Genomic DNA, 18,035 nt, shown 5'->3' on the forward strand with positions numbered 1-18,035 from the left:
TGATACATTCTATTAGCTATTGATAGTGTTAACTATTGTGGCATTTAACTATCTATAGCACTTAGTCGGCTGTAGAAACTAAGTTTGATAACGTAAGGAAAAAAAGATGCAACTTAACAAAGTTCTTAAAGGCTTGATGATTGCACTACCAGTGATGGCAGTAACGGCATGTAGCTCAACTGATGAAGCAACATCTGCAACATCTGGTACTGAAAGCAACCAAACAACTTCAGGTACAGAAGGCAACGTAGATACAACTGTTGTAACGCCAATTGACGCTAACGGTCAACTGTCTGAGCAAGAGCTTAAAGAGCAAGCGCTACGTGAAACTCAAACAATCTACTTCGCATTCGATAACTCTACTATCGCTGGCGACTACGAAGAAATGCTAGCAGCTCACGCAGCTTACCTAGTTAAGAACGTTGACATGAACGTTACTATCGAAGGTCACGCTGATGAGCGCGGTACTCCTGAGTACAACATCGCACTTGGCGAGCGCCGTGCACAAGCTGTAGCGAAATACCTACAAGCTCTAGGTGTTCAAGCTGACCAAATCTCTATCGTAAGCTACGGTGAAGAGAAGCCACTTCTTCTTGGTCAATCTGAAGATGTGTACGCTAAAAACCGTCGCGCAGTACTAGTTTACTAATTTTAGTAGATTATATAATTGAGGAATTGCCTCATGTTCAGTAACACAAAGCGAGTCATTTTGCTTTCGTTACTGGCAAGTGCAGCGAACATTGCGTTCGCTGCACCAGCCCCAGTATCCGATCTCAATAGCACCGCAACCAATTCAACATCTTCCTCTCGATCAGCATCTAACGAATCAGATATTGAGCGTTTAGAGCGCCTGCTTCAAAATCGAAACCTCGTTCAGCTTCAAATGCAACAGCAAATCGACGACATGGCACTGGAGATCAGTGAACTTCGTGGTGAGCTGGAACGAAACAGTTACGATATGAAACAAATGCTAGAGCGCCAACGTGAACTGTTCATTGAACTGGATCGTGTAAGAGGCGAGGTGAAAGCAGCCGGAACAGCAACGGTAGCAGTAGCAGCGAGCGAAGGCTCTAAAGATGCCTCTGGTACGTTCAGTACCGATGTTGATGAGCAAACCGCTTATCAAAATGCTGTAGACATGATTCTAAAGCAACGAGACTACACGGGTGCTATCGCAGCATTCCAAAAGTTTCAAAAAGACTTCCCAGATTCTACTTTCACGCCTAATTCTCATTACTGGTTAGGTCAGCTTTATTTTGCTAAGAAGCAAGATAAAGAAGCCGTGAAAAGTTTTGCCGCTGTTGTATCTTACAAAGACTCAAATAAGCGAGCAGATGCTCTGGTTAAGCTTGGTGATATAGCAACGCGTAACAACAATGCGACGCAAGCTAAAAAATATTACCAACAAGTCGTGACCGAGTATCCAAACAGTGCCTCGGCAAAAGTGGCTAAGACTCACTTATAAATCAAAAATAGAGGTGCTTAGGTACCTCTTTTTTATATCCGCAGTATTTCGATAAATACTGGCTTACTGCTGTTAGGTAACCAGTTACTCCCTTCGTAATAGTTACATAAAGACTTGTTTATGCTTTTTGAGTATTAGCGAGTAGCCGTTTGCAACCAATCCTTTTTGATCCCAATCGCTGTCCTGTGTAGAATACTCGGATTCTCGGAAGAAGTTGCGTAGAGCAAGAGCAATGAGTCATATACTAGATAAAATTGATACAGTTTACCCGTTTCCGCCTAAGCCAGTTCCTTTGAGTGATGCTCAGAAACAGGCACACATCGCGAATATCAAAACACTACTTCAAGAAAAAGATGCAGTTCTAATTGCACACTACTACACAGACCCTGAAATTCAGGCTCTGGCTGAAGATACTGGTGGTTTTGTTGGCGATTCATTGGAAATGGCCAAGTTTGGTAACCGTCATTCAGCAAGTACGCTGATCATCGCTGGTGTTCGTTTCATGGGTGAGTCTGCAAAGATTCTGACTCCCGAGAAGCGCATATTAATGCCAACGCTGGAAGCGGAATGTTCACTTGACCTTGGCTGTCCTGCTGATAAATTTACAGAATTTTGTGATGCTCATCCTGACCATACCGTGGTTGTATACGCGAACACCTCTGCGGCTGTTAAAGCTCGTGCAGACTGGGTGGTTACGTCGAGTATCGCTTTAGAAATCGTTGAAAGCCTAGACGCCGAAGGCAAACCCATTATTTGGGGCCCAGACCGTCACCTAGGTTCTTATATCGCAAATCAAACTGGCGCCGACATGCTGCTTTGGCAAGGTGAGTGTATCGTTCATGATGAGTTCTCAGCTGATGCTTTGAAGAAAATGAAATCGGTATACCCAGAAGCGGCTATTTTGGTTCACCCAGAATCACCAGCAAGTGTGGTTGAACTGGCGGATGCTGTAGGTTCAACAAGCCAGCTTATTAAGAAGGCGAAAGAGCTTCCTCACCCACAGATGATCGTGGCGACAGACAAAGGCATCTTCTTCAAGATGCAGCAATTGGTTCCTGAAAAAGAACTGATTGAAGCGCCAACAGCGGGTGCTGGTGCAACTTGTCGCAGCTGTGCACACTGTCCTTGGATGGCGATGAATGGCCTTGAAGCGATTGAAAATGCGCTTGAGAACGGTGGTGAGCAACACGAGATCTTCGTTTCTGACGAACTGCGTGTGAAGTCTCTTATCCCACTGAACCGCATGCTAGATTTTGCTGAGCAGTTAAATGTGCAGGTAAAAGGTAACGCGTAAGCCGTTCTTTTATCTAACCAACGAAAAACCAGCCAATAGTGCTGGTTTTTTTGTGTCTAAAGATAGCTCGCTAGTATCAATCTTGTGGTCATGTATCTTTTTCTGATGATACATCTTGTTGATATCAGGTATTTTTTCTAGCATGTAAGTAAGATCGAAGGATTTGAGGCTCGAATGATAATCTGGTTACAACTCAAACGTTGGGTCAAAGCAAATATCTTTGTTTTGAATGGAAAAAACTTACTGTTCACCTTCTTAGGCTACGTATTTCTGTCGTGGTCGAGTTTGTATTTAGCGGGTGAAACAGCGCTAACCAGCTCGTTTACCACGTTCGCTTACTACCTAGTCGTGACTGCGTCTACGGTTGGCTACGGTGATTTATCGCCCACAACAGAAGCAGGGCAATGGATCGTTATATTGTTTGTGATTCCGGGTGGACTGAGTCTTTTCGCGGCCTTGCTAGGTAAGGTAGCGACAGAAGGTGTTGAATATTGGCGAGCGGGCTTGCTAGGAAAAAGGAGAGTTAGAGTGGACAACCACATTTTGATGCTTGGGTGGAATGAACAAAGAACGATTCATCTAATTCGTATGTTACAGCATGAAGAAACGGGTAAGCGACCAATAGTGTTGTGTACTCGTTCGGATATTGAAAATCCGTTACCTGGAGAAATCAACTTTGTTAAAGTGAACAGCTACACTGATGGCAAAGAGATGGAGAAAACCGGTATCGAGTCAGCCAGTTGTATCTTGATTGATAACCCAGAAGACGACATTACATTATCCGCGGCACTTTACTGCGCGAATCGAAACCCTAAAGCGCATCTACTCGTTTACTTTAAAGATGAAGCATTGAGTGATCTGCTACATAAACATTGTCCTAATTCTGAGTGTATACCAGCAGTCGGTGCTGAAATGTTGGCAAAGGCTGCGGTTGATCCAGGATCAAGTGCGTTGCATCAAGAGCTATTGAGTTCTACAAGGGGGATGACACAGTATTCAACCTATTACCCTAAAGATGCCGAGCCTGTCACCGTTGCGCCAATCTTCTCGGCGTTTAAAAAGAAGTATCAAGCAACGTTGATTGCAATAGATTCCGGTAGCGGAATTGAACTCAACCCAGAATTGGATCAAGTGGTTAGTAGTGGGACCAAGTTGTTTTATATCGCCGATGAGCGAATTGATGATTTTGATTGGAAAGGCTTTTAGAACGCGTATTTGATTTCTTTTCAAACAAAAAAAGGCCTCATCGAGAGGCCTTCTTTATATCTAGCTAATCATTATTATTGAGCTTCAGCTAATGCGATGCCGCGTTGCGTTAGCCCACAAAGCATCACAGGAACAGCGTTAAAGATCTCTTCGAATTGTTCAAGACCTTCAATACCTTGCTCTGCAAGTGTTGCAATTGAGGTTTCAGGATCGTACAGCATACTTAGTGAAAGCAGTACACCGCCAACTAACGCGTTGTCTTCACTGTCTTCAGGCATCAGAGTCTCCCAGTCGTCACGTGCAATCTGCCAGCCTTGAAGTAAGCCTTCACAAAAATCACGAGCTGCTGTGTTTACCACTTCCTCGTCATCTAATTGACAAGCTTCAGGCCAAACCCAAGTGCCTTCGATTAACTCTGGGCGAGTTTTGTTCCAAAGCGCGATGATAACTTCAATGTAGCTTTCAAGCTGTTCACCATCAGTAAAAGGAGCGACTTCTTCCCCCCCCCAAAGGAATGGTAGCCACTCGTGCGGGGTTAACACATTAGGCGACGCTGCCATTGCAGTGACAAATCCCATAGTTTTGTGTTCTGTGATTAGCTTTCCTTCCAACTCTGGAAGCGCAAGAATATCTTGTAAAGTCAAAGTGAGGTACCGTAAAAGGGAACATATTTGCACTTATAGTACCAATGAACTTACACCAATCAAGCTTCAATCTAAAAAGGCTTGATGTCATTGATGATAAACACTAGGTTTAACAGAAAAGAAAACAATAAAAAATTATGCAGATACGGTCGTCTTTAAAGAAAAAAAGCATGGTAGCGCTTAGCTTATACCTTGCAATGTTTATCGCTATTGTCGGTAGTGTGACGTATTACGTCGTAGAATCCCCTGTGCGAGCCAAATTACAAGAGAACCTAGATCTCCGTACAGAGCTTCTTTCTGCATTGATTACAGAACCTCTCAATAGCTCTGAAGGCTTTGTTGACAGTTTAGTTGGTCTTGCTCAGGCACAACGAAGCGGTGCTGAGGTCCTTCCTTTGTTTAAGTCGATGTTGGCGGCAAGTGACAACACGATCGTCAGTGCAGGTATTTGGCCAGAACCTTATATGTTCAATCCTCAAATGCAACTGAATAGTTATTTTTTCAATAAAGCAGACGATGGCAAGATTGACCAGCTGTTCTCTTATAACAATCCTAAGACTGCACCTTATCATCAAGAGTATTGGTATACCTCCGTCATTAACAGAAGCCAGGGAACCATTTTGTGGAGCGATGTTTATATCGATCCATACACCCATGTTCGAATGATCACCGCTTCATCCCCTTATTATTATGATGGCATCTTTGCTGGCGTGGCAACGGTGGATCTCTCTCTCGAAGAGTTATTGGGTTTTATTAAGAACCATGCGGAAGAGTATGATCTTGGTATTACGCTTAGGGACAAACTTAACCAAGTCTTGGTGTCTCATAATTTCAATCTTGTTGAAGGGATCTACATCAGTAGTAATCAATTTGGTGAATTCGGTTGGCAAGTTGATGTGGTTAACTCTAAGTCACGCGTTGCAGACGAAGTGTTTCGTCAAGTCATGAGTATCGAAGGCGGCATTGTACCTCTATTACTACTGTGTGTGATGGCGGGTTATTACTTGTTAAACCGCTATTTGATTAGCCCAATTACCGCCATTGCAGCAAAGGTCGATGGTTCTAAAGCCGGTGAAATCATTGATGTTGAGTACTCAAGCCAAGATGAAATCGGTCATTTGATCAAAACCTTTAATGAAAAGACCATTTACCTCGAAGCGGAAAAGGTTAAAGCTCAAGCATCAACTAATGCGAAAACTGCTTTTCTGGCAACGTTGTCACATGAAATCCGTACCCCGATGAACGGGGTATTGGGTACCGCACAAATCCTACTTAAAACCCCTTTAAATACAGAGCAAGAAAAGCACCTTAAGAGTTTGTATGAGTCTGGCGATCATATGATGACACTGCTGAATGAGATCCTAGATTTTTCAAAGATCGAGCAGGGTAGGTTGGATCTTGATGAAACGCGTTTTCCTTTAGATTCAATCATTGGCAGTATCAACAGCGTCTACTACACATTGTCTTCTGAAAAAGGGCTCCAATTTAAGGTTTATTCTGAGGTGCCTTCTGGGCGTTGGTACTTCTCGGATAAGGCTCGGCTGCGCCAGATCTTGTTCAACCTATTAAACAATGCTGTGAAGTTTACCTCCAGAGGTTTTGTCGAGGTGTATTTTAAAGAAGTTGTTGAAGGAAATGACACCTACCTCAGTATTCGAGTTCGTGACACCGGGATTGGCATTTCCAAAGAAGCGCAAAAGCGTATCTTTAAACCTTTTGAACAAGCAGAATCTTCGACTACAAGACGTTTTGGTGGTACCGGCCTAGGCTTAGCGATCGTGAAGAAAATTGCTCAGCTGATGGATGGTAGTATTACGGTTACTAGTGAAGAAGGAATAGGTACGAGCTTCGACGTTCGGTTGAAAATCCAACCTTGTCAACCGGGTGAGATAGAGAGCTTGCCACACAAAAAGTTAGATTATTCTGGCTTAAAAGTGCTGATTGTTGAGGATAACCGAACCAATACCGTCATTATTGAAACGTTCATGAGCAGTAAAGGCTTCATGTGCAAAAGTGTCGAAAATGGTGAGCTTGCGATACAAGCTGTGGTCGCAGAGCATTTTGATTTGGTGTTGATGGATAACCATATGCCAGTGATGGATGGCGTTGAATCAACAACAGCTATTCGCGCTTTAATCGGTGATGTTTCATCAGTTTTAATATTTGGTTGTACTGCCGATGTCTTTAAAGAGACTCGCGAACGAATGCTCGGCGCTGGTGTGGATTACATTGTCGCCAAGCCCATTGATGAACGTGAATTAGACGACGCTTTATTCCGTTATTCGCATAAGCTTTACCAATTCCATGAAGATGAAGGTTATGAGGAAGGACGTATTGATGAAGTTCACCAAGAAACAGTTAGCAATGAAAAAATGAGCAAGGACGTGGTGCGTCATAATCATAATGTGAACTCCCAGAGAACGCATCTTCATGGACAGAAGAGCCAAAGTCGTTCTCTACCTAAACCCGATCTACGAAACAAAGATAATACTGAAGAGCTGTTAGTGACGTTGTATGTAGCACTTGAAGACAATAACCTAGAGTTGATTCAATTTGCATTGGAGAGCTTACGTCTACACATTAAGCCTATGAATAATCCCGAATTGTCATCTCAAGTCGATAAAGCTCTAGAGCAGGTTTCTATGGGAGCTCCTCCTACTCAAGACACTATTAATATCATTACTGTAAATTTACCTATGGCTTGAGTGTTATTTAATTACAGAAAGTAAACAACGAATTGCCCGTTATTTGACCTGTGTATGATTTTCTGGTGGAAGTGACTGCTTTTTAAATGGTTTTTGGTTGTTAATTTACAACTTGATTTTTAATTTGGAATGTATGACTGCTTAAGTTGTGTTTTAATAGCGACATTATCTGGCAAGGTTAAAAAACACCTTGTTTATATGTTACTAAATCACTATCCAAGTAGTGATATATTTTAGGTTTGTTGTCAATGAAATCTCGTGGTCCATTTTGTATTCGTAACGCCGCTGCGGATACATTTGCTATGGTAATTTTCTGTTTTATCTCTGGCATGATCGTAGAAGTGTTTATCTCAGGTATGACGTTCGAGCAATCTCTTGCTTCACGAACGTTGTCTATTCCGGTAAATATTGCTATTGCTTGGCCTTATGGTGTCTTTCGTGACTGGTTCTTGCGCAATGGTGCAAAGCTTTCACAAAGCTCTTTGATGAAGAATTTGTCCGACCTAATGGCTTACGTGTTATTCCAGTCTCCTGTTTATGCAGGTATCTTGTTGGCAGTTGGTGCTTCAAGCGAGCAGATCGTGACCGCAGTCACCAGTAATGCGGTTATCTCATGTGGTATGGGTGTACTTTACGGTTACTTCCTAGATATGTGCCGCAAATGGTTTCGAGTTCCGGGCTACTCCCAACAAGCGTAGGCACAAAGGCACAATGAAATTTGGTTTGTTTTTGAGCTAATGAGTTAATTTGTAATCGAACAAACTGAAAAAGGTACTTTTTTTGATAATGCCCCTTGACCAAAGCAAGCAGAATCAATAAAGTAGCGCCTCGTTGAGCAACAAGCTCGACACAAAATTTGTGGAAGGATGGCTGAGTGGCTTAAGGCGCTCGCCTGGAAAGCGAGTATACGTTTATAGCGTATCTGGGGTTCAAATCCCCATCCTTCCACCACTATTCGAAACCCCAGCAGAAATGCTGGGGTTTTCTCGTTCTAGAAACCCTACAATTCTACGCCTTCTGCACACACTCTCGTATAAGTTGTTGTAATGCTTTCCTGGTCATCATTTACTCTATTTATGCCGATTTAAATAGAATCATATTAGGCGCCTTTTTAACCGATAAAAGCTTGATTTTTTGGTATGGATCTAGATGATCAAGAGTAAGCAATAATATGAATAATCCCACAATCAGGAATCTAATACCCCATGACAGAAACCCTCGTTTCTCCAATGCTTTCCTTTACTATCGCGATCTCATTACTTTTTATCGGTAAAGGTTTGATTGAGCGCTCTGAAGTACTAAGGAAATATTCATTGCCAGAGCCCGTTATTGGTGGCTTTGTTTGTGCTGCGACCGTAGCAGCGCTTTACTATCTGTTTGAAATTCAAATTACATTTAGTTTAGATGTCAGAGATTTTTTGCTTCTCTACTTTTTTGCTGGTATTGGACTTCAAGCGGATATTAAAACGCTGATAAAAGGTGGGCGACCACTGTTCATTTTGCTGTGTCTGGCTACCGTCTTTATCGTGTTGCAAAACGTAGTTGGTATGGTTGTGGCTTCAGGTTTTGGGATGGACGCGAAAGCAGGTTTGTTATCCGGCTCTGTGAGTCTGATTGGTGGCGTTGGTACCACGCTTGCTTGGGCACCCATGTTTGTTGAAGAGTTTGGTATATCTAATGCGTTAGAACTCGGTGTGGCTTCAAATACGGTTGGCTTGATAGCGGCATGTGTAATTGGTGGCCCAATTGCAAACTATCTACTTAATAAGCATAAAATCAACCCATCTAATGAAGAAGATGTGACGGTTGGTGCATTTCAAGAAAGCGAAACACGTACAGAATTGAGTCATTATGGCGTTCTATGGGCATGGTTAATTCTTAACCTCACTCTGATGCTGGGTTACAGCCTGAGTGAAGTTATTGACGCTATGGGTTTGAAACTGCCACTATTCGTTAGCTGTTTAATCGCAGGCATCCTAATCGGTAACGTTGGACGTGCACTATTTAAGAAGCGTCGCACGCAAGAGAAAATCGCTCAAGGCCGTAAAGGATTGGCGATGATCTCTGATATCTGTTTGGGGATGTTCTTGACCATGGCGTTAATGGGGCTACGCATCTGGGATCTTGATGGGTTGTTTGGCTATATCTCTGTTGTCATGAGTATCCAGATTTTGCTTTCCCTGCTATTCACCATCTTTGTCGTCTATTACTTGATGGGAAGAAACTATGACTCAGTGGTGATATGTTCTGGCTTTGGTGGTATTACATTAGGTTCGACCGCTACCGCGATTGTGAACATGACCGCGGTGACCCATCGTTATGGTGCAAGCCCACAAGCATTCATTGTGGTGCCACTAGTGTGTGGTTTCTTTGTTGATTTGATTAACGCACTGGTAATTAGTTTCTTTGTTGGGATGTAGCTATTATCACGAACTATGTTCGTAATTTTATAAGCCTAGCGATACTAGGCTTTTTGTATTTCGCTATGTATTTTGTCTTTATTGATGCGTTTCGTATTCGACTAAATGACTGTTTAGTTCAGAAGGTAATTGGGTGTAATTCGTGTATATACGATCAAAATCACCCAGCTTTGCGACTTTTAGAGCGGCAAAGCGTCCCCATTTACTTGCGTCTGCGACAAGCCAACTTTCTCTACTGTTTTTGATAATTGATTTGGATAGGTCGGCTTCAACTTGTTCATGTTCCATTGCGAAATGGCTATCAGTTACTGAACCACAACCACAAATGCCAATGTCGGCTTCAAAATCTGAGAAGAAGTGAACTACGCTACTTCCCACCATGTCTTGATGTTCTCTTCGGTACAAACCACCCGCTAAATACACTTCAATCTGCTCGTTTGCTTCAAGGATACGAGCGACTTGCAGATTATTGGTGATCACTCGTAATGCCGGCTTTGCCACTAAGTATTGTGCGATACGGGTGACCGTTGTACCAATGCCCATCATAACCGTTGAACCTTCAGGTATCGCGTCTGCAACCGCCATCGCAATACTGTCTTTTGTTTCAGATTCAACACCTGAACGGAATCGATAACTGGTGTTAGTCAATGTTGTCGGTAAGCTGACACCTCCGTGCACTCTTCGCGCCAAACCTTGCTCACACAAGTGATTCACATCACGACGAATGGTTTGAGTGGTTACGGAAAATAGTTCAGCCAAATGGTCGATCTGAATGTCTTGGTTCGCTTTAAGTGTTGCGAGTATTTGTTTTTGACGGTGGTTCAGTTCCATAGAAGCTCACTAAAATTTATGTGGTACATCGGTGATGATGTTATCGACACCGAGGTTGAGATATTTGCTGGCCAATAGTGGGTCATTTAGCGTCCATATTTTAAGGATCGCACCAGAAGTCTTGATAGCTTTGGCTATCGGTTCATCAAGGATTCGATGGTCAATATGAATGCTATATAGGTCAAGCGGCTGGAGTGATTCAAGGCTGAAATCATTCCATACTTCACATATAAATCCTCGTCTAACTTCAGGCATTAGCTCTTGGCAAATACTTAATGCTTCCTTTTTAAAGCTAGAGATCAGCAGTTTTTCAATTGGGAAGTGTTTTTGTTTGATCAATGCGATCACTTCTTTAACTAAAGGCTTGATGGCTTTATCGTTATAAATCTTGATCTCAAGGTTCAGTGTTAAATCAAGTTCGAGACATTTGTCTAACGCTTCATTTAATGTAGGAATTGGAGTGCCTACGAACTCATTACCAAACCAACTGCCAGCATCTAAAGTCTTGAGCATTGTTAGATCTAAGTCGGCAATGTTTCCTGTACCGTTAGTACAACGATTCACCGTTTTATCGTGAAAAACCATAGGGATACCGTCGGCACTGAGCTGGGTATCAATTTCAACCCAGTTAGCGCCTACTTTTGCCGCTTGCTCAATACTGGCTAAGGTATTTTCTGGTGCTAAAGAAGCTGCACCACGGTGGGCTGTAAGCATAATTTGTTCTCGATGTTCATTTGAAAATTTAGGAGACAGTAGCTCCACTTTATTACAGATTTATTATCTACCTTCTATATCGAGCTATTTTAAATGAGATCTAGCTAAAATAAGTTGTATAGAGTTTGTACAATAGTGAGACCTCATCCTCAGTGTGTTCAAGTTACTAAGATAAATGTTCATATGAATGTAATAATTCACTTACATACTCTACGAAAACTTAATAACACCCTCTATATTTAGACAAGATAGCCACGATAAGGTGATTTAAAAATGAAAAAGCTATTAGGTACAGTAATTATGGCGGCAACGTTGCTTGTTGGTTGTGGTGAAGCTGACAAGGCTGGAACTGAAGTCAAAGGCGATCCGATCAACATCAACATGAGCCTTGTGTTCACTCAAAATGAGTTATTAACACAGGAGCTAATTAAAGCGACCGATAAAATTCGAGAAAGAACCGATGGTTCTGTAAACATTAAAGTTTTCCCTGGTGGTCAATTACCGGTTTATAAAGACAACTTGGAGCAAGTCGTTAACGGCGCAAACTGGATTGCCGTTGAGGATTTAACCTACCTAGGCGATTACGTACCCGACTTTGCAGCACTGGCAGGCCCAATGTTGTACAACACGTATGATGAATACTTAGCGATGATGGATACGGAATTTGTCGCGGGCTTGAAGGTTAAAGCTGAAGAAAAAGGCATTAAAGTATTGAATGCTGACTACATGTTTGGGTTCCGTCACATGATCACCAATAAAGAGATCGTGAACTCTAAAGACATGAAAGGGATGCGTATCCGTGTTCCACAAAGCCAGTTGTTTATCAGCACGCTTTCTGCAATGGGGGCGGCTCCAGCTTCTCTGCCATTCCCAGAAACCTATGCAGGTGTTCAACAAGGCGTTGTTGACGGTCTTGAAGGTTCTATCCTGACGATGTACTCAACTAAAATCTACGAAGTAGCGAAGAATATGTCTTTGACTAAACACTTCCTAGGCACGGTTGGTATCTACATTTCACCGACTCTTTGGGACAAGTTTACGCCAGAGCAACAGCAAATCGTCAATGAAGAGCTCGAAGCAGGCGCAGAATCTAATACTGCAGAGCTAGTTAAACTGGATGTTGAATACACGCAAAAACTTGAAGAGCTAGGTGTTACGTTTAATGAAGTTAACTCTGACGAGTTCAATGAGTTGACGGCTGACGTATACAACCAATTCCCAACATGGAGCGAAGGCATACACGCAACGATCATGAAAGAGTTGGAAACGATTCGAGCTGCACAGTAACTCTGCGAATGTAGATTAATTCGTTAATGAAAACGGCCTGATTCCCTTCAGGCCGTTTTATTCCTGAAGTAACCGACGTTATGTTGGATATTTCACAGGAGAAGTCTTTTGTTTTTATTGAAAAATATTGAAGAAATCCTCGCCTCTATTGCTATTTCGATTACCGTTCTAGTAGTCATTATTAATGTTGTTTTACGTTATGGCTTTGGATTTGTTGTCCCATGGAGCGAAGAACTCTCAGTTATTTGCTTCATATGGGCTGTCTATTTAGGCATTAGTTCCTGCTATAAACACAAGCTCCACATGGGTGTTGATGTGGTGGTCGCCATGCTGCCGGAAAAAGCCAAAACCCCGTTTAGGTTATGTGTTTCCCTCTTCCTACTGGCTCTTAACATCTTGATGGCTGTTCTGAGTTATCAATACCTGATGTTATCTAACAAGGTAACGCCAGTGATGGGCATGTCATATTTTGCTATCAATGGTGTGCTGTTAGTTTGTTTTTCATTGATGGCAATCCACACGGTTCGATTCATCGTCAGCGATATTGCTTCTCTAAAGCGCTCTTTTAAGTAGGTACGATTAATGGAAAGCTATCTTCCAATCCTCATTCTTTTTGTTCTGTTTCTATTGAATATACCCATTGCGTTTTCATTGATCGCATCGGCAATGGTGTACTTTCTCTTTATCAATGACTCAATTCCCGTCAGCTTGGTAATGCAGCGCTTTATTAGCTCGACAGAGTCATTTCCATTGTTGGCTATTCCATTCTTTATCATGGTTGGTTCGGTGATGAACTATGCGGGGATCAGTAAAAGCTTATTGGCTTTTGCAGATTCGATGATTGGCCATAAAACGGGCGGTCTCGCGCAGGTTAATGTGGCGCTGAGTACGTTAATGGGCGGTATTTCTGGCTCTGCGAATGCCGATGCCGCGATGCAATCGAAGATTCTTGCGCCTGAAATGACCAAGCGTGGTTATGATCTGCCATTTACAGCTGCAGTGACGGCGGCGTCATCAAGTATCAGCCCTGTTATTCCACCGGGTATTAACTTAATCATCTTTGCGCTGTTAGCGAATGTCTCCGTTCATCAGATGTTTATTGCTGGCTATGTACCTGCATTTTTGATGGCGTTATCGCTGATGGTGACAATCGCGTTTATCGCACGCAAGCGTCGTTATAAGCCTTCTCGTTCTGAGCCTGCTTCTGCGAAAGAGCGTTTTCATTACTTTCTAAAAGCGATTCCCGCGTTACTGATTCCATTCGGCATTATTCTTGGTATGCGTTTTGGTTTGTTTACACCGACAGAAGCGGGTGCAATCGCAGTATTGCTTTGTGCGATTATTGGTATTTTTGTTTATCGTCAACTTGGCCTAAGACATATCCCGCTAATCATGCGTGAAACGGTGCAGGGTACGAGTAGCGTGATGTTCATTATTATCGGAGCGATGGTCTTCGGTTACTACATGACCCTAGAGCAAATCCCGCACAATGTCGCGTCTGCTTTGATAGAGCTCACCGACAACAAGTTAGTCTTGCTGTTGTTGATTAACGTACTGCTATTAGTGGTTGGCATGTTCATCGAAGGCGGCGCTGCAATGATCATACTCACGCCATTGCTGCTTCCTGCTGTGCTTAACCTAGGCGTTAACCCGGTTCATTTCGGCATTATCGTGATTGTGAATATCATGATTGGTGGTGTGACTCCGCCATTTGGTTCGATGATGTTTACGGTTTGCTCGATTTTAAAAGTTCGTATGGTCGACTTCGTGAAAGAAGTGGCTCCGTTGTTGCTAGCACTACTCACGGTTCTGATGTTGCTGACTTTCTCTGAAAGCTTAGTGATGTTTTTACCGAATTTGCTTTAACACTGTTTTGTGATTAATTATTTAGAGGTGTAGAAATGAATTCGGTATTGAATGAATTGAACCCAAAATGGAAAAACATAGATTGGGTGTTAACCGATGTGGATGACACCTTAACATGGCAAGGTCAATTGCCACCGCAAACCCTAATAGCACTGAGTAAACTTCGTGATTCGGGGAGAAAAGTGGTTGCAGTAACAGGCGCTTGTGCCGGTTGGTGTGATCACATTGCTCAGTTGTGGCCTGTTGATGCGGTTCTCGGTGAGAACGGTGCGTTTATTCTGGAAAAGAAAGGCGGCTTTCTTACGTTGCGCTCTGATATCCCTTTACCAGAAGTCAGTGCCAACCAGAGTAAACTAAAAGAACAAGTATTGGCTATTTTGAGCGATTACCCAGGGCTCAATTTAACGCTAGATCAGTCTTATCGTTTGTGTGAGGTAGCGATCGATATTGGTCAAAATCGTCCAAAAGTCGACGACGCTATTATTGAAGAAATCGTAACTAAGATTCACGAGCTAGGCGCTCACGCTACAGCAAGCTCTATTCACATTAATGCTTGGTATGGTGAGCACTCTAAGAAAGCGACATCGACTGCTTTTCTTAAGGAGAAGGGGCTATCTAACCAAGAGATAGTTGAACGTAGTTGCTATGTGGGAGATTCGATGAACGACCAATACATGTTTGAAATTTTGCCTAACAGTGTCGGTGTGGCGAATATTCAGCATTACTGGAACCGTTTAGAGCATCATCCATCAGTGGTGATGAGCAAGCCTGGTGGGTACGGTTTCGCTGAGTTTGTCGATAAGCTGCTTGCCATAAAATAGCTCGTGGCTGTAGTCTTTGAACTGTCGACTATAGACATCAAACACAACTCACTTCTTTACTGAATTGAGTTGTGTTTTTGTTTTATGAAGATGTGTATGTTCACTTTTTGTATAGCGTTTTTGCCTGCTTTAAATGCTTTTCTTGGTGACTCAGCCCACAACTTCCAAACTTGCCGCGCTGCCATCTCAATTCCTAGATGGGTAAATTAGAGAATTATGAGAGGCTTACTTTGTGTTAGTCGAACCACAAGGAAGTTGAATGCACCACTTTAATATTCGAGCACTTGAATATCTGAATGCGTTATCAAAATATGGGTCACTACGCAAGGCATCAACGATGATGAACGTTGATCCTGCGGCGATGAGTCGAATGCTGACGCAGCTCGAAGCGCAAGCGGAAATGAAAGTATGGGAACGTAATAATCGACAGTCGCTTTTAACAGAAGCGGGTAACGAGCTACTGAATTACTACCGTTCAATCGTTCGGGGAGAGACGGCGTTAATAACTCGGCTAACTAAGCTGAAAAACCTGAAAGGTGGCAATGTCAGTATCGCAATTGGTGAAGGTTTTATAACCAACTTGGTTTCTCAGCCGATGCAAACTTTCATGACTCGTTATCCGGATATTAATTTGTCGATTGAGATTGCTGGAGCGTTAGATGCGGTTAAAATGCTGGAAGATCAACAGATAGATTTTGCGATTACCTACGCGTCTGCTCCACACCCTAAATTGCATTCACACGTTGAGCGTAGTCATCCGTTGGAGCTTATCGCTCCCAAAGGGCACTTTTTGACGATGAAAGAAGCGCCAGTAACACTTCAAGACGTTAAAGATGTTTCTGTCGCATTAATCGATAACTCGACTGGCATGGGACGGTTAGTGAAGCATGCAGAACAAATGTCTCACCTTACTTTGCAACCAAAGCTTCAAACTAACTCGGTAACGGCTCTCACTAACTTTGTGTCAGCAGGGTTGGGCGTCACGTTTATGCCAAAGCTTACCGTGCTTGATGAGATTAAATCGGGGCAAATCGAAGTGGTGACCACAGAGTTGGAAATGTTTTCGAAAGCGACCGTTAAGGTTCAGTCTTTAAAAGGCAGAGCACTGACGCTTCAAGCCGAAACGCTGTTAGATTTCTTACTCGAGAATGTGACGTTCTTGAGTCATGATGCTTATAATATTTAGGTTGATATAGAGATGCTCTAAATCGTTACCGTTGTGTATTTATCCATAGCTTACCAGTTCGTGTCTTCCTCTAGTTAACTCTCTAACGGTATGAGCAACTTATTCTTCCACTTAACTACAACTTAACTACGTACTCAACCTCACAGTTCTAAACTTCTGGGTTGGCCTCTAAGCCAAATTGACTTTTTATCAACAGTTTGACTATTGTTAAGTCAACGCCTGGAGAATAAGTTACAAACCATTAACGAAAGTAGTATCTGAATTGAAAGCGGTGCCCAGAAAATTGAGTTTTTGCTGGGCATTAGGGGAAGAGCATGGAAGTTATTGTTATTGGTAGTGGCGTTATTGGATTGACCAGTGCTTGGTATCTAGCGAAAGAGGGGCACTCTGTCACGGTAATCGACCGCCAAGATTCTAGTGGTAAGGAAACCAGCTTTGCTAATGCTGGCCAAATCTCTTACGGTTATTCTTCACCATGGGCTGCTCCTGGTATTCCATTAAAAGCAATGAAGTGGCTCACTCAAGAGCATTCGCCTTTGAAAGTGAAACCGTCACTGTCTCCTGACTTAGTTTCTTGGGCGACTAAGATGCTCACCAACTGCAATGAAGCCAAGTACGCCCAGAATAAATCGCGCATGTTGCGGGTAGCCAACTACAGCCGAGATTGCCTGACTCACCTAAGAACCAGTGAAGACTTGGTTTATGAAGGTAGGCAGAAAGGTACATTGCAAGTGTTTCGCAGCGAGAAGCAATTGGACTTCATTCAGCAGGATATGAAGCTGTTAAAAGAGAGTGGGATCGAACATTCTCTGTTTGATGTCGCTCAATGCTTAGCTGTAGAGCCGGGTTTAGCAGATGTTAAAGATAAGCTCGTTGGCGGCCTTTATCTACCTCACGATGAAACGGGCGATTGTCATCAGTTCTGTTTAAATTTGACCGAGAAAGCCAAGAGGTTGGGAGTCCGGTTCGAATTTGATACCGAAGTGGTTAAGTTAAATCATCAGAATCAAATTATTGAAAGCATCACCACCACCCAAGGTGAATTTAAAGCGGACGCTTATGTGGTGGCTTCTGGCAGTTACTCTCGAGATCTCCTTAAGCAGGTCAACCTGACAATTCCTGTGTATCCAGTGAAGGGGTATTCGTTGACATTGCCTATCATTAATGAAGAGAAATCACCAACCTCTACCGTGATGGACGAAACCTACAAAGTCGCGATGACCCGATTTGATGACCGTATTCGGATTGCAGGTACCGCTGAGCTGGCTGGTTTCGACTACCATATTCCTGAAAAACGCAAAGCTACGATAGATATGGTGATAAAAGATCTTTTCCCTCAGGCGGGGGATTTTACTAAGGCAGAATATTGGACAGGGTTAAGGCCAATGACACCCGACGGCACGCCTATTATCGGTAAAACGCCAATCGAAAACCTATTTACGAATACAGGACATGGGACGCTAGGTTGGACAATGGCGTGTGGCTCGGGAAAGTTGTTAGCGAGTGTGGTCAGTGGCTCTACAACTGATATTGAAGCCGATGATTTGAATATTGCTCGTTACTTGTAACTGAATGATGTCATGGTCGAGCCAGTAT

15 protein-coding genes, 1 tRNA gene and 2 pseudogenes are annotated in these 18,035 nt (G+C 42.9%); 15 read left to right on the forward strand and 3 right to left on the reverse strand.

From position 1 onward, the window contains the following. Window positions 1-106: 106 nt before the first annotated feature. The 4 genes from pal (at window position 107) to SJY39_RS07035 (ending at window position 3,965) form a co-directional block, all read left to right on the forward strand. Entirely contained in the window at window positions 107-649 is a 543-nt protein-coding gene (pal, locus tag SJY39_RS07020) for a peptidoglycan-associated lipoprotein Pal (RefSeq protein WP_010437916.1), read from the forward strand. 33 nt (window positions 650-682) lie between these two features. After that, window positions 683-1,465 carry a tol-pal system protein YbgF gene (gene ybgF / locus SJY39_RS07025; RefSeq protein ID WP_010437918.1) on the forward strand — a complete coding sequence of 261 codons (783 nt, stop codon included), beginning with the start codon at window positions 683-685 and terminating at the stop codon, window positions 1,463-1,465. Window positions 1,466-1,697: 232 nt separating this feature from the next. After that, window positions 1,698-2,759 (forward strand): quinolinate synthase NadA, encoded by a 1,062-nt coding sequence (gene nadA, locus SJY39_RS07030; protein ID WP_010437921.1) that lies wholly within the window; start codon window positions 1,698-1,700, stop codon window positions 2,757-2,759. A 174-nt stretch (window positions 2,760-2,933) separates the two neighbouring features. Further along, on the forward strand, window positions 2,934-3,965 hold the full coding sequence (locus SJY39_RS07035; RefSeq protein ID WP_010437923.1) for a potassium channel family protein: 1,032 nt from the start codon (window positions 2,934-2,936) through the stop codon (window positions 3,963-3,965). Between the two features lie 74 nt (window positions 3,966-4,039). On the opposite strand, the gene SJY39_RS07040 is transcribed toward SJY39_RS07035, so the two are convergent. After that, window positions 4,040-4,609, reverse strand: a complete 570-nt coding sequence (locus SJY39_RS07040) for a UPF0149 family protein (protein ID WP_010437925.1) — start codon at window positions 4,607-4,609, stop codon at window positions 4,040-4,042. A 170-nt stretch (window positions 4,610-4,779) separates the two neighbouring features. Between SJY39_RS07040 and SJY39_RS07045 the strand changes: the two are divergent. The 5 genes and pseudogenes from SJY39_RS07045 to gltS all read left to right on the forward strand — a co-directional run. Beyond that, window positions 4,780-6,919, forward strand: a pseudogene (locus SJY39_RS07045) (ATP-binding protein); the annotation flags it as partial. A 128-nt stretch (window positions 6,920-7,047) separates the two neighbouring features. Then, window positions 7,048-7,314: pseudogene (locus tag SJY39_RS07050) on the forward strand (histidine kinase); the annotation flags it as partial. A 248-nt stretch (window positions 7,315-7,562) separates the two neighbouring features. Next, a complete protein-coding gene (locus SJY39_RS07055) occupies window positions 7,563-8,012 on the forward strand; it encodes an L-alanine exporter AlaE (protein WP_010437929.1) in 450 nt (149 codons plus the stop codon). A gap of 162 nt (window positions 8,013-8,174) precedes the next feature. Further along, window positions 8,175-8,265: transfer RNA gene (locus SJY39_RS07060), tRNA-Ser, on the forward strand. A gap of 254 nt (window positions 8,266-8,519) precedes the next feature. Continuing rightward, window positions 8,520-9,734: a sodium/glutamate symporter gene (gene gltS / locus SJY39_RS07065; protein ID WP_010437930.1), complete on the forward strand. Its 1,215-nt coding sequence runs from the start codon at window positions 8,520-8,522 to the stop codon at window positions 9,732-9,734. A gap of 78 nt (window positions 9,735-9,812) precedes the next feature. Here gltS and SJY39_RS07070 read toward each other — a convergent pair whose 3' ends face one another. Then, window positions 9,813-10,565 carry a DeoR/GlpR family DNA-binding transcription regulator gene (locus tag SJY39_RS07070; RefSeq protein WP_010437933.1) on the reverse strand — a complete coding sequence of 251 codons (753 nt, stop codon included), beginning with the start codon at window positions 10,563-10,565 and terminating at the stop codon, window positions 9,813-9,815. A gap of 9 nt (window positions 10,566-10,574) precedes the next feature. Further along, window positions 10,575-11,279 carry a glycerophosphodiester phosphodiesterase family protein gene (locus SJY39_RS07075; RefSeq protein WP_016790371.1) on the reverse strand — a complete coding sequence of 235 codons (705 nt, stop codon included), beginning with the start codon at window positions 11,277-11,279 and terminating at the stop codon, window positions 10,575-10,577. A gap of 273 nt (window positions 11,280-11,552) precedes the next feature. Between SJY39_RS07075 and SJY39_RS07080 the strand changes: the two genes are divergently transcribed. The 6 genes from SJY39_RS07080 to SJY39_RS07105 all read left to right on the forward strand — a co-directional run bounded on the left by SJY39_RS07080 (window position 11,553) and on the right by SJY39_RS07105 (window position 18,007). Continuing rightward, window positions 11,553-12,566 (forward strand): C4-dicarboxylate TRAP transporter substrate-binding protein, encoded by a 1,014-nt coding sequence (locus SJY39_RS07080; protein ID WP_010437939.1) that lies wholly within the window; start codon window positions 11,553-11,555, stop codon window positions 12,564-12,566. A 108-nt stretch (window positions 12,567-12,674) separates the two neighbouring features. After that, the gene (locus tag SJY39_RS07085; RefSeq protein WP_010437942.1) at window positions 12,675-13,139 is read left to right on the forward strand and encodes a TRAP transporter small permease; all 465 of its coding nucleotides are present in this window, start codon (window positions 12,675-12,677) and stop codon (window positions 13,137-13,139) included. 9 nt (window positions 13,140-13,148) lie between these two features. After that, window positions 13,149-14,432, forward strand: coding sequence for a TRAP transporter large permease (locus SJY39_RS07090; protein WP_010437944.1), 1,284 nt, complete (start codon window positions 13,149-13,151; stop codon window positions 14,430-14,432). Window positions 14,433-14,467: 35 nt separating this feature from the next. Continuing rightward, window positions 14,468-15,253, forward strand: coding sequence for an HAD-IIB family hydrolase (locus SJY39_RS07095; RefSeq protein ID WP_010437946.1), 786 nt, complete (start codon window positions 14,468-14,470; stop codon window positions 15,251-15,253). Between the two features lie 259 nt (window positions 15,254-15,512). Then, window positions 15,513-16,439 carry a LysR family transcriptional regulator gene (locus SJY39_RS07100; protein ID WP_010437948.1) on the forward strand — a complete coding sequence of 309 codons (927 nt, stop codon included), beginning with the start codon at window positions 15,513-15,515 and terminating at the stop codon, window positions 16,437-16,439. Between the two features lie 314 nt (window positions 16,440-16,753). Next, window positions 16,754-18,007 carry a D-amino acid dehydrogenase gene (locus SJY39_RS07105; RefSeq protein ID WP_010437950.1) on the forward strand — a complete coding sequence of 418 codons (1,254 nt, stop codon included), beginning with the start codon at window positions 16,754-16,756 and terminating at the stop codon, window positions 18,005-18,007. Window positions 18,008-18,035: the final 28 nt, after the last annotated feature.

It is taken from the genome of Vibrio sp. R78045 (assembly GCF_042466085.1).
In the GTDB taxonomy this organism is placed as follows: Bacteria; Pseudomonadota; Gammaproteobacteria; order Enterobacterales; family Vibrionaceae; genus Vibrio; species Vibrio cyclitrophicus.

What these genes read in the sequence shown, in the direction of transcription:
- pal (WP_010437916.1), top strand. Translation starts at nt 107, where the DNA reads ATGCAACTTAACAAAGTTCTTAAAGGCTTGATGATTGCACTACCAGTG.
- ybgF (WP_010437918.1), top strand. Translation starts at nt 683, where the DNA reads ATGTTCAGTAACACAAAGCGAGTCATTTTGCTTTCGTTACTGGCAAGT.
- nadA (WP_010437921.1), top strand. Translation starts at nt 1,698, where the DNA reads ATGAGTCATATACTAGATAAAATTGATACAGTTTACCCGTTTCCGCCT.
- SJY39_RS07035 (WP_010437923.1), top strand. Translation starts at nt 2,934, where the DNA reads ATGATAATCTGGTTACAACTCAAACGTTGGGTCAAAGCAAATATCTTT.
- SJY39_RS07055 (WP_010437929.1), top strand. Translation starts at nt 7,563, where the DNA reads ATGAAATCTCGTGGTCCATTTTGTATTCGTAACGCCGCTGCGGATACA.
- gltS (WP_010437930.1), top strand. Translation starts at nt 8,520, where the DNA reads ATGACAGAAACCCTCGTTTCTCCAATGCTTTCCTTTACTATCGCGATC.
- SJY39_RS07070 (WP_010437933.1), bottom strand. Translation starts at nt 10,565, where the DNA reads ATGGAACTGAACCACCGTCAAAAACAAATACTCGCAACACTTAAAGCG.
- SJY39_RS07075 (WP_016790371.1), bottom strand. Translation starts at nt 11,279, where the DNA reads ATGCTTACAGCCCACCGTGGTGCAGCTTCTTTAGCACCAGAAAATACC.
- SJY39_RS07080 (WP_010437939.1), top strand. Translation starts at nt 11,553, where the DNA reads ATGAAAAAGCTATTAGGTACAGTAATTATGGCGGCAACGTTGCTTGTT.
- SJY39_RS07090 (WP_010437944.1), top strand. Translation starts at nt 13,149, where the DNA reads ATGGAAAGCTATCTTCCAATCCTCATTCTTTTTGTTCTGTTTCTATTG.
- SJY39_RS07095 (WP_010437946.1), top strand. Translation starts at nt 14,468, where the DNA reads ATGAATTCGGTATTGAATGAATTGAACCCAAAATGGAAAAACATAGAT.
- SJY39_RS07100 (WP_010437948.1), top strand. Translation starts at nt 15,513, where the DNA reads ATGCACCACTTTAATATTCGAGCACTTGAATATCTGAATGCGTTATCA.
- SJY39_RS07105 (WP_010437950.1), top strand. Translation starts at nt 16,754, where the DNA reads ATGGAAGTTATTGTTATTGGTAGTGGCGTTATTGGATTGACCAGTGCT.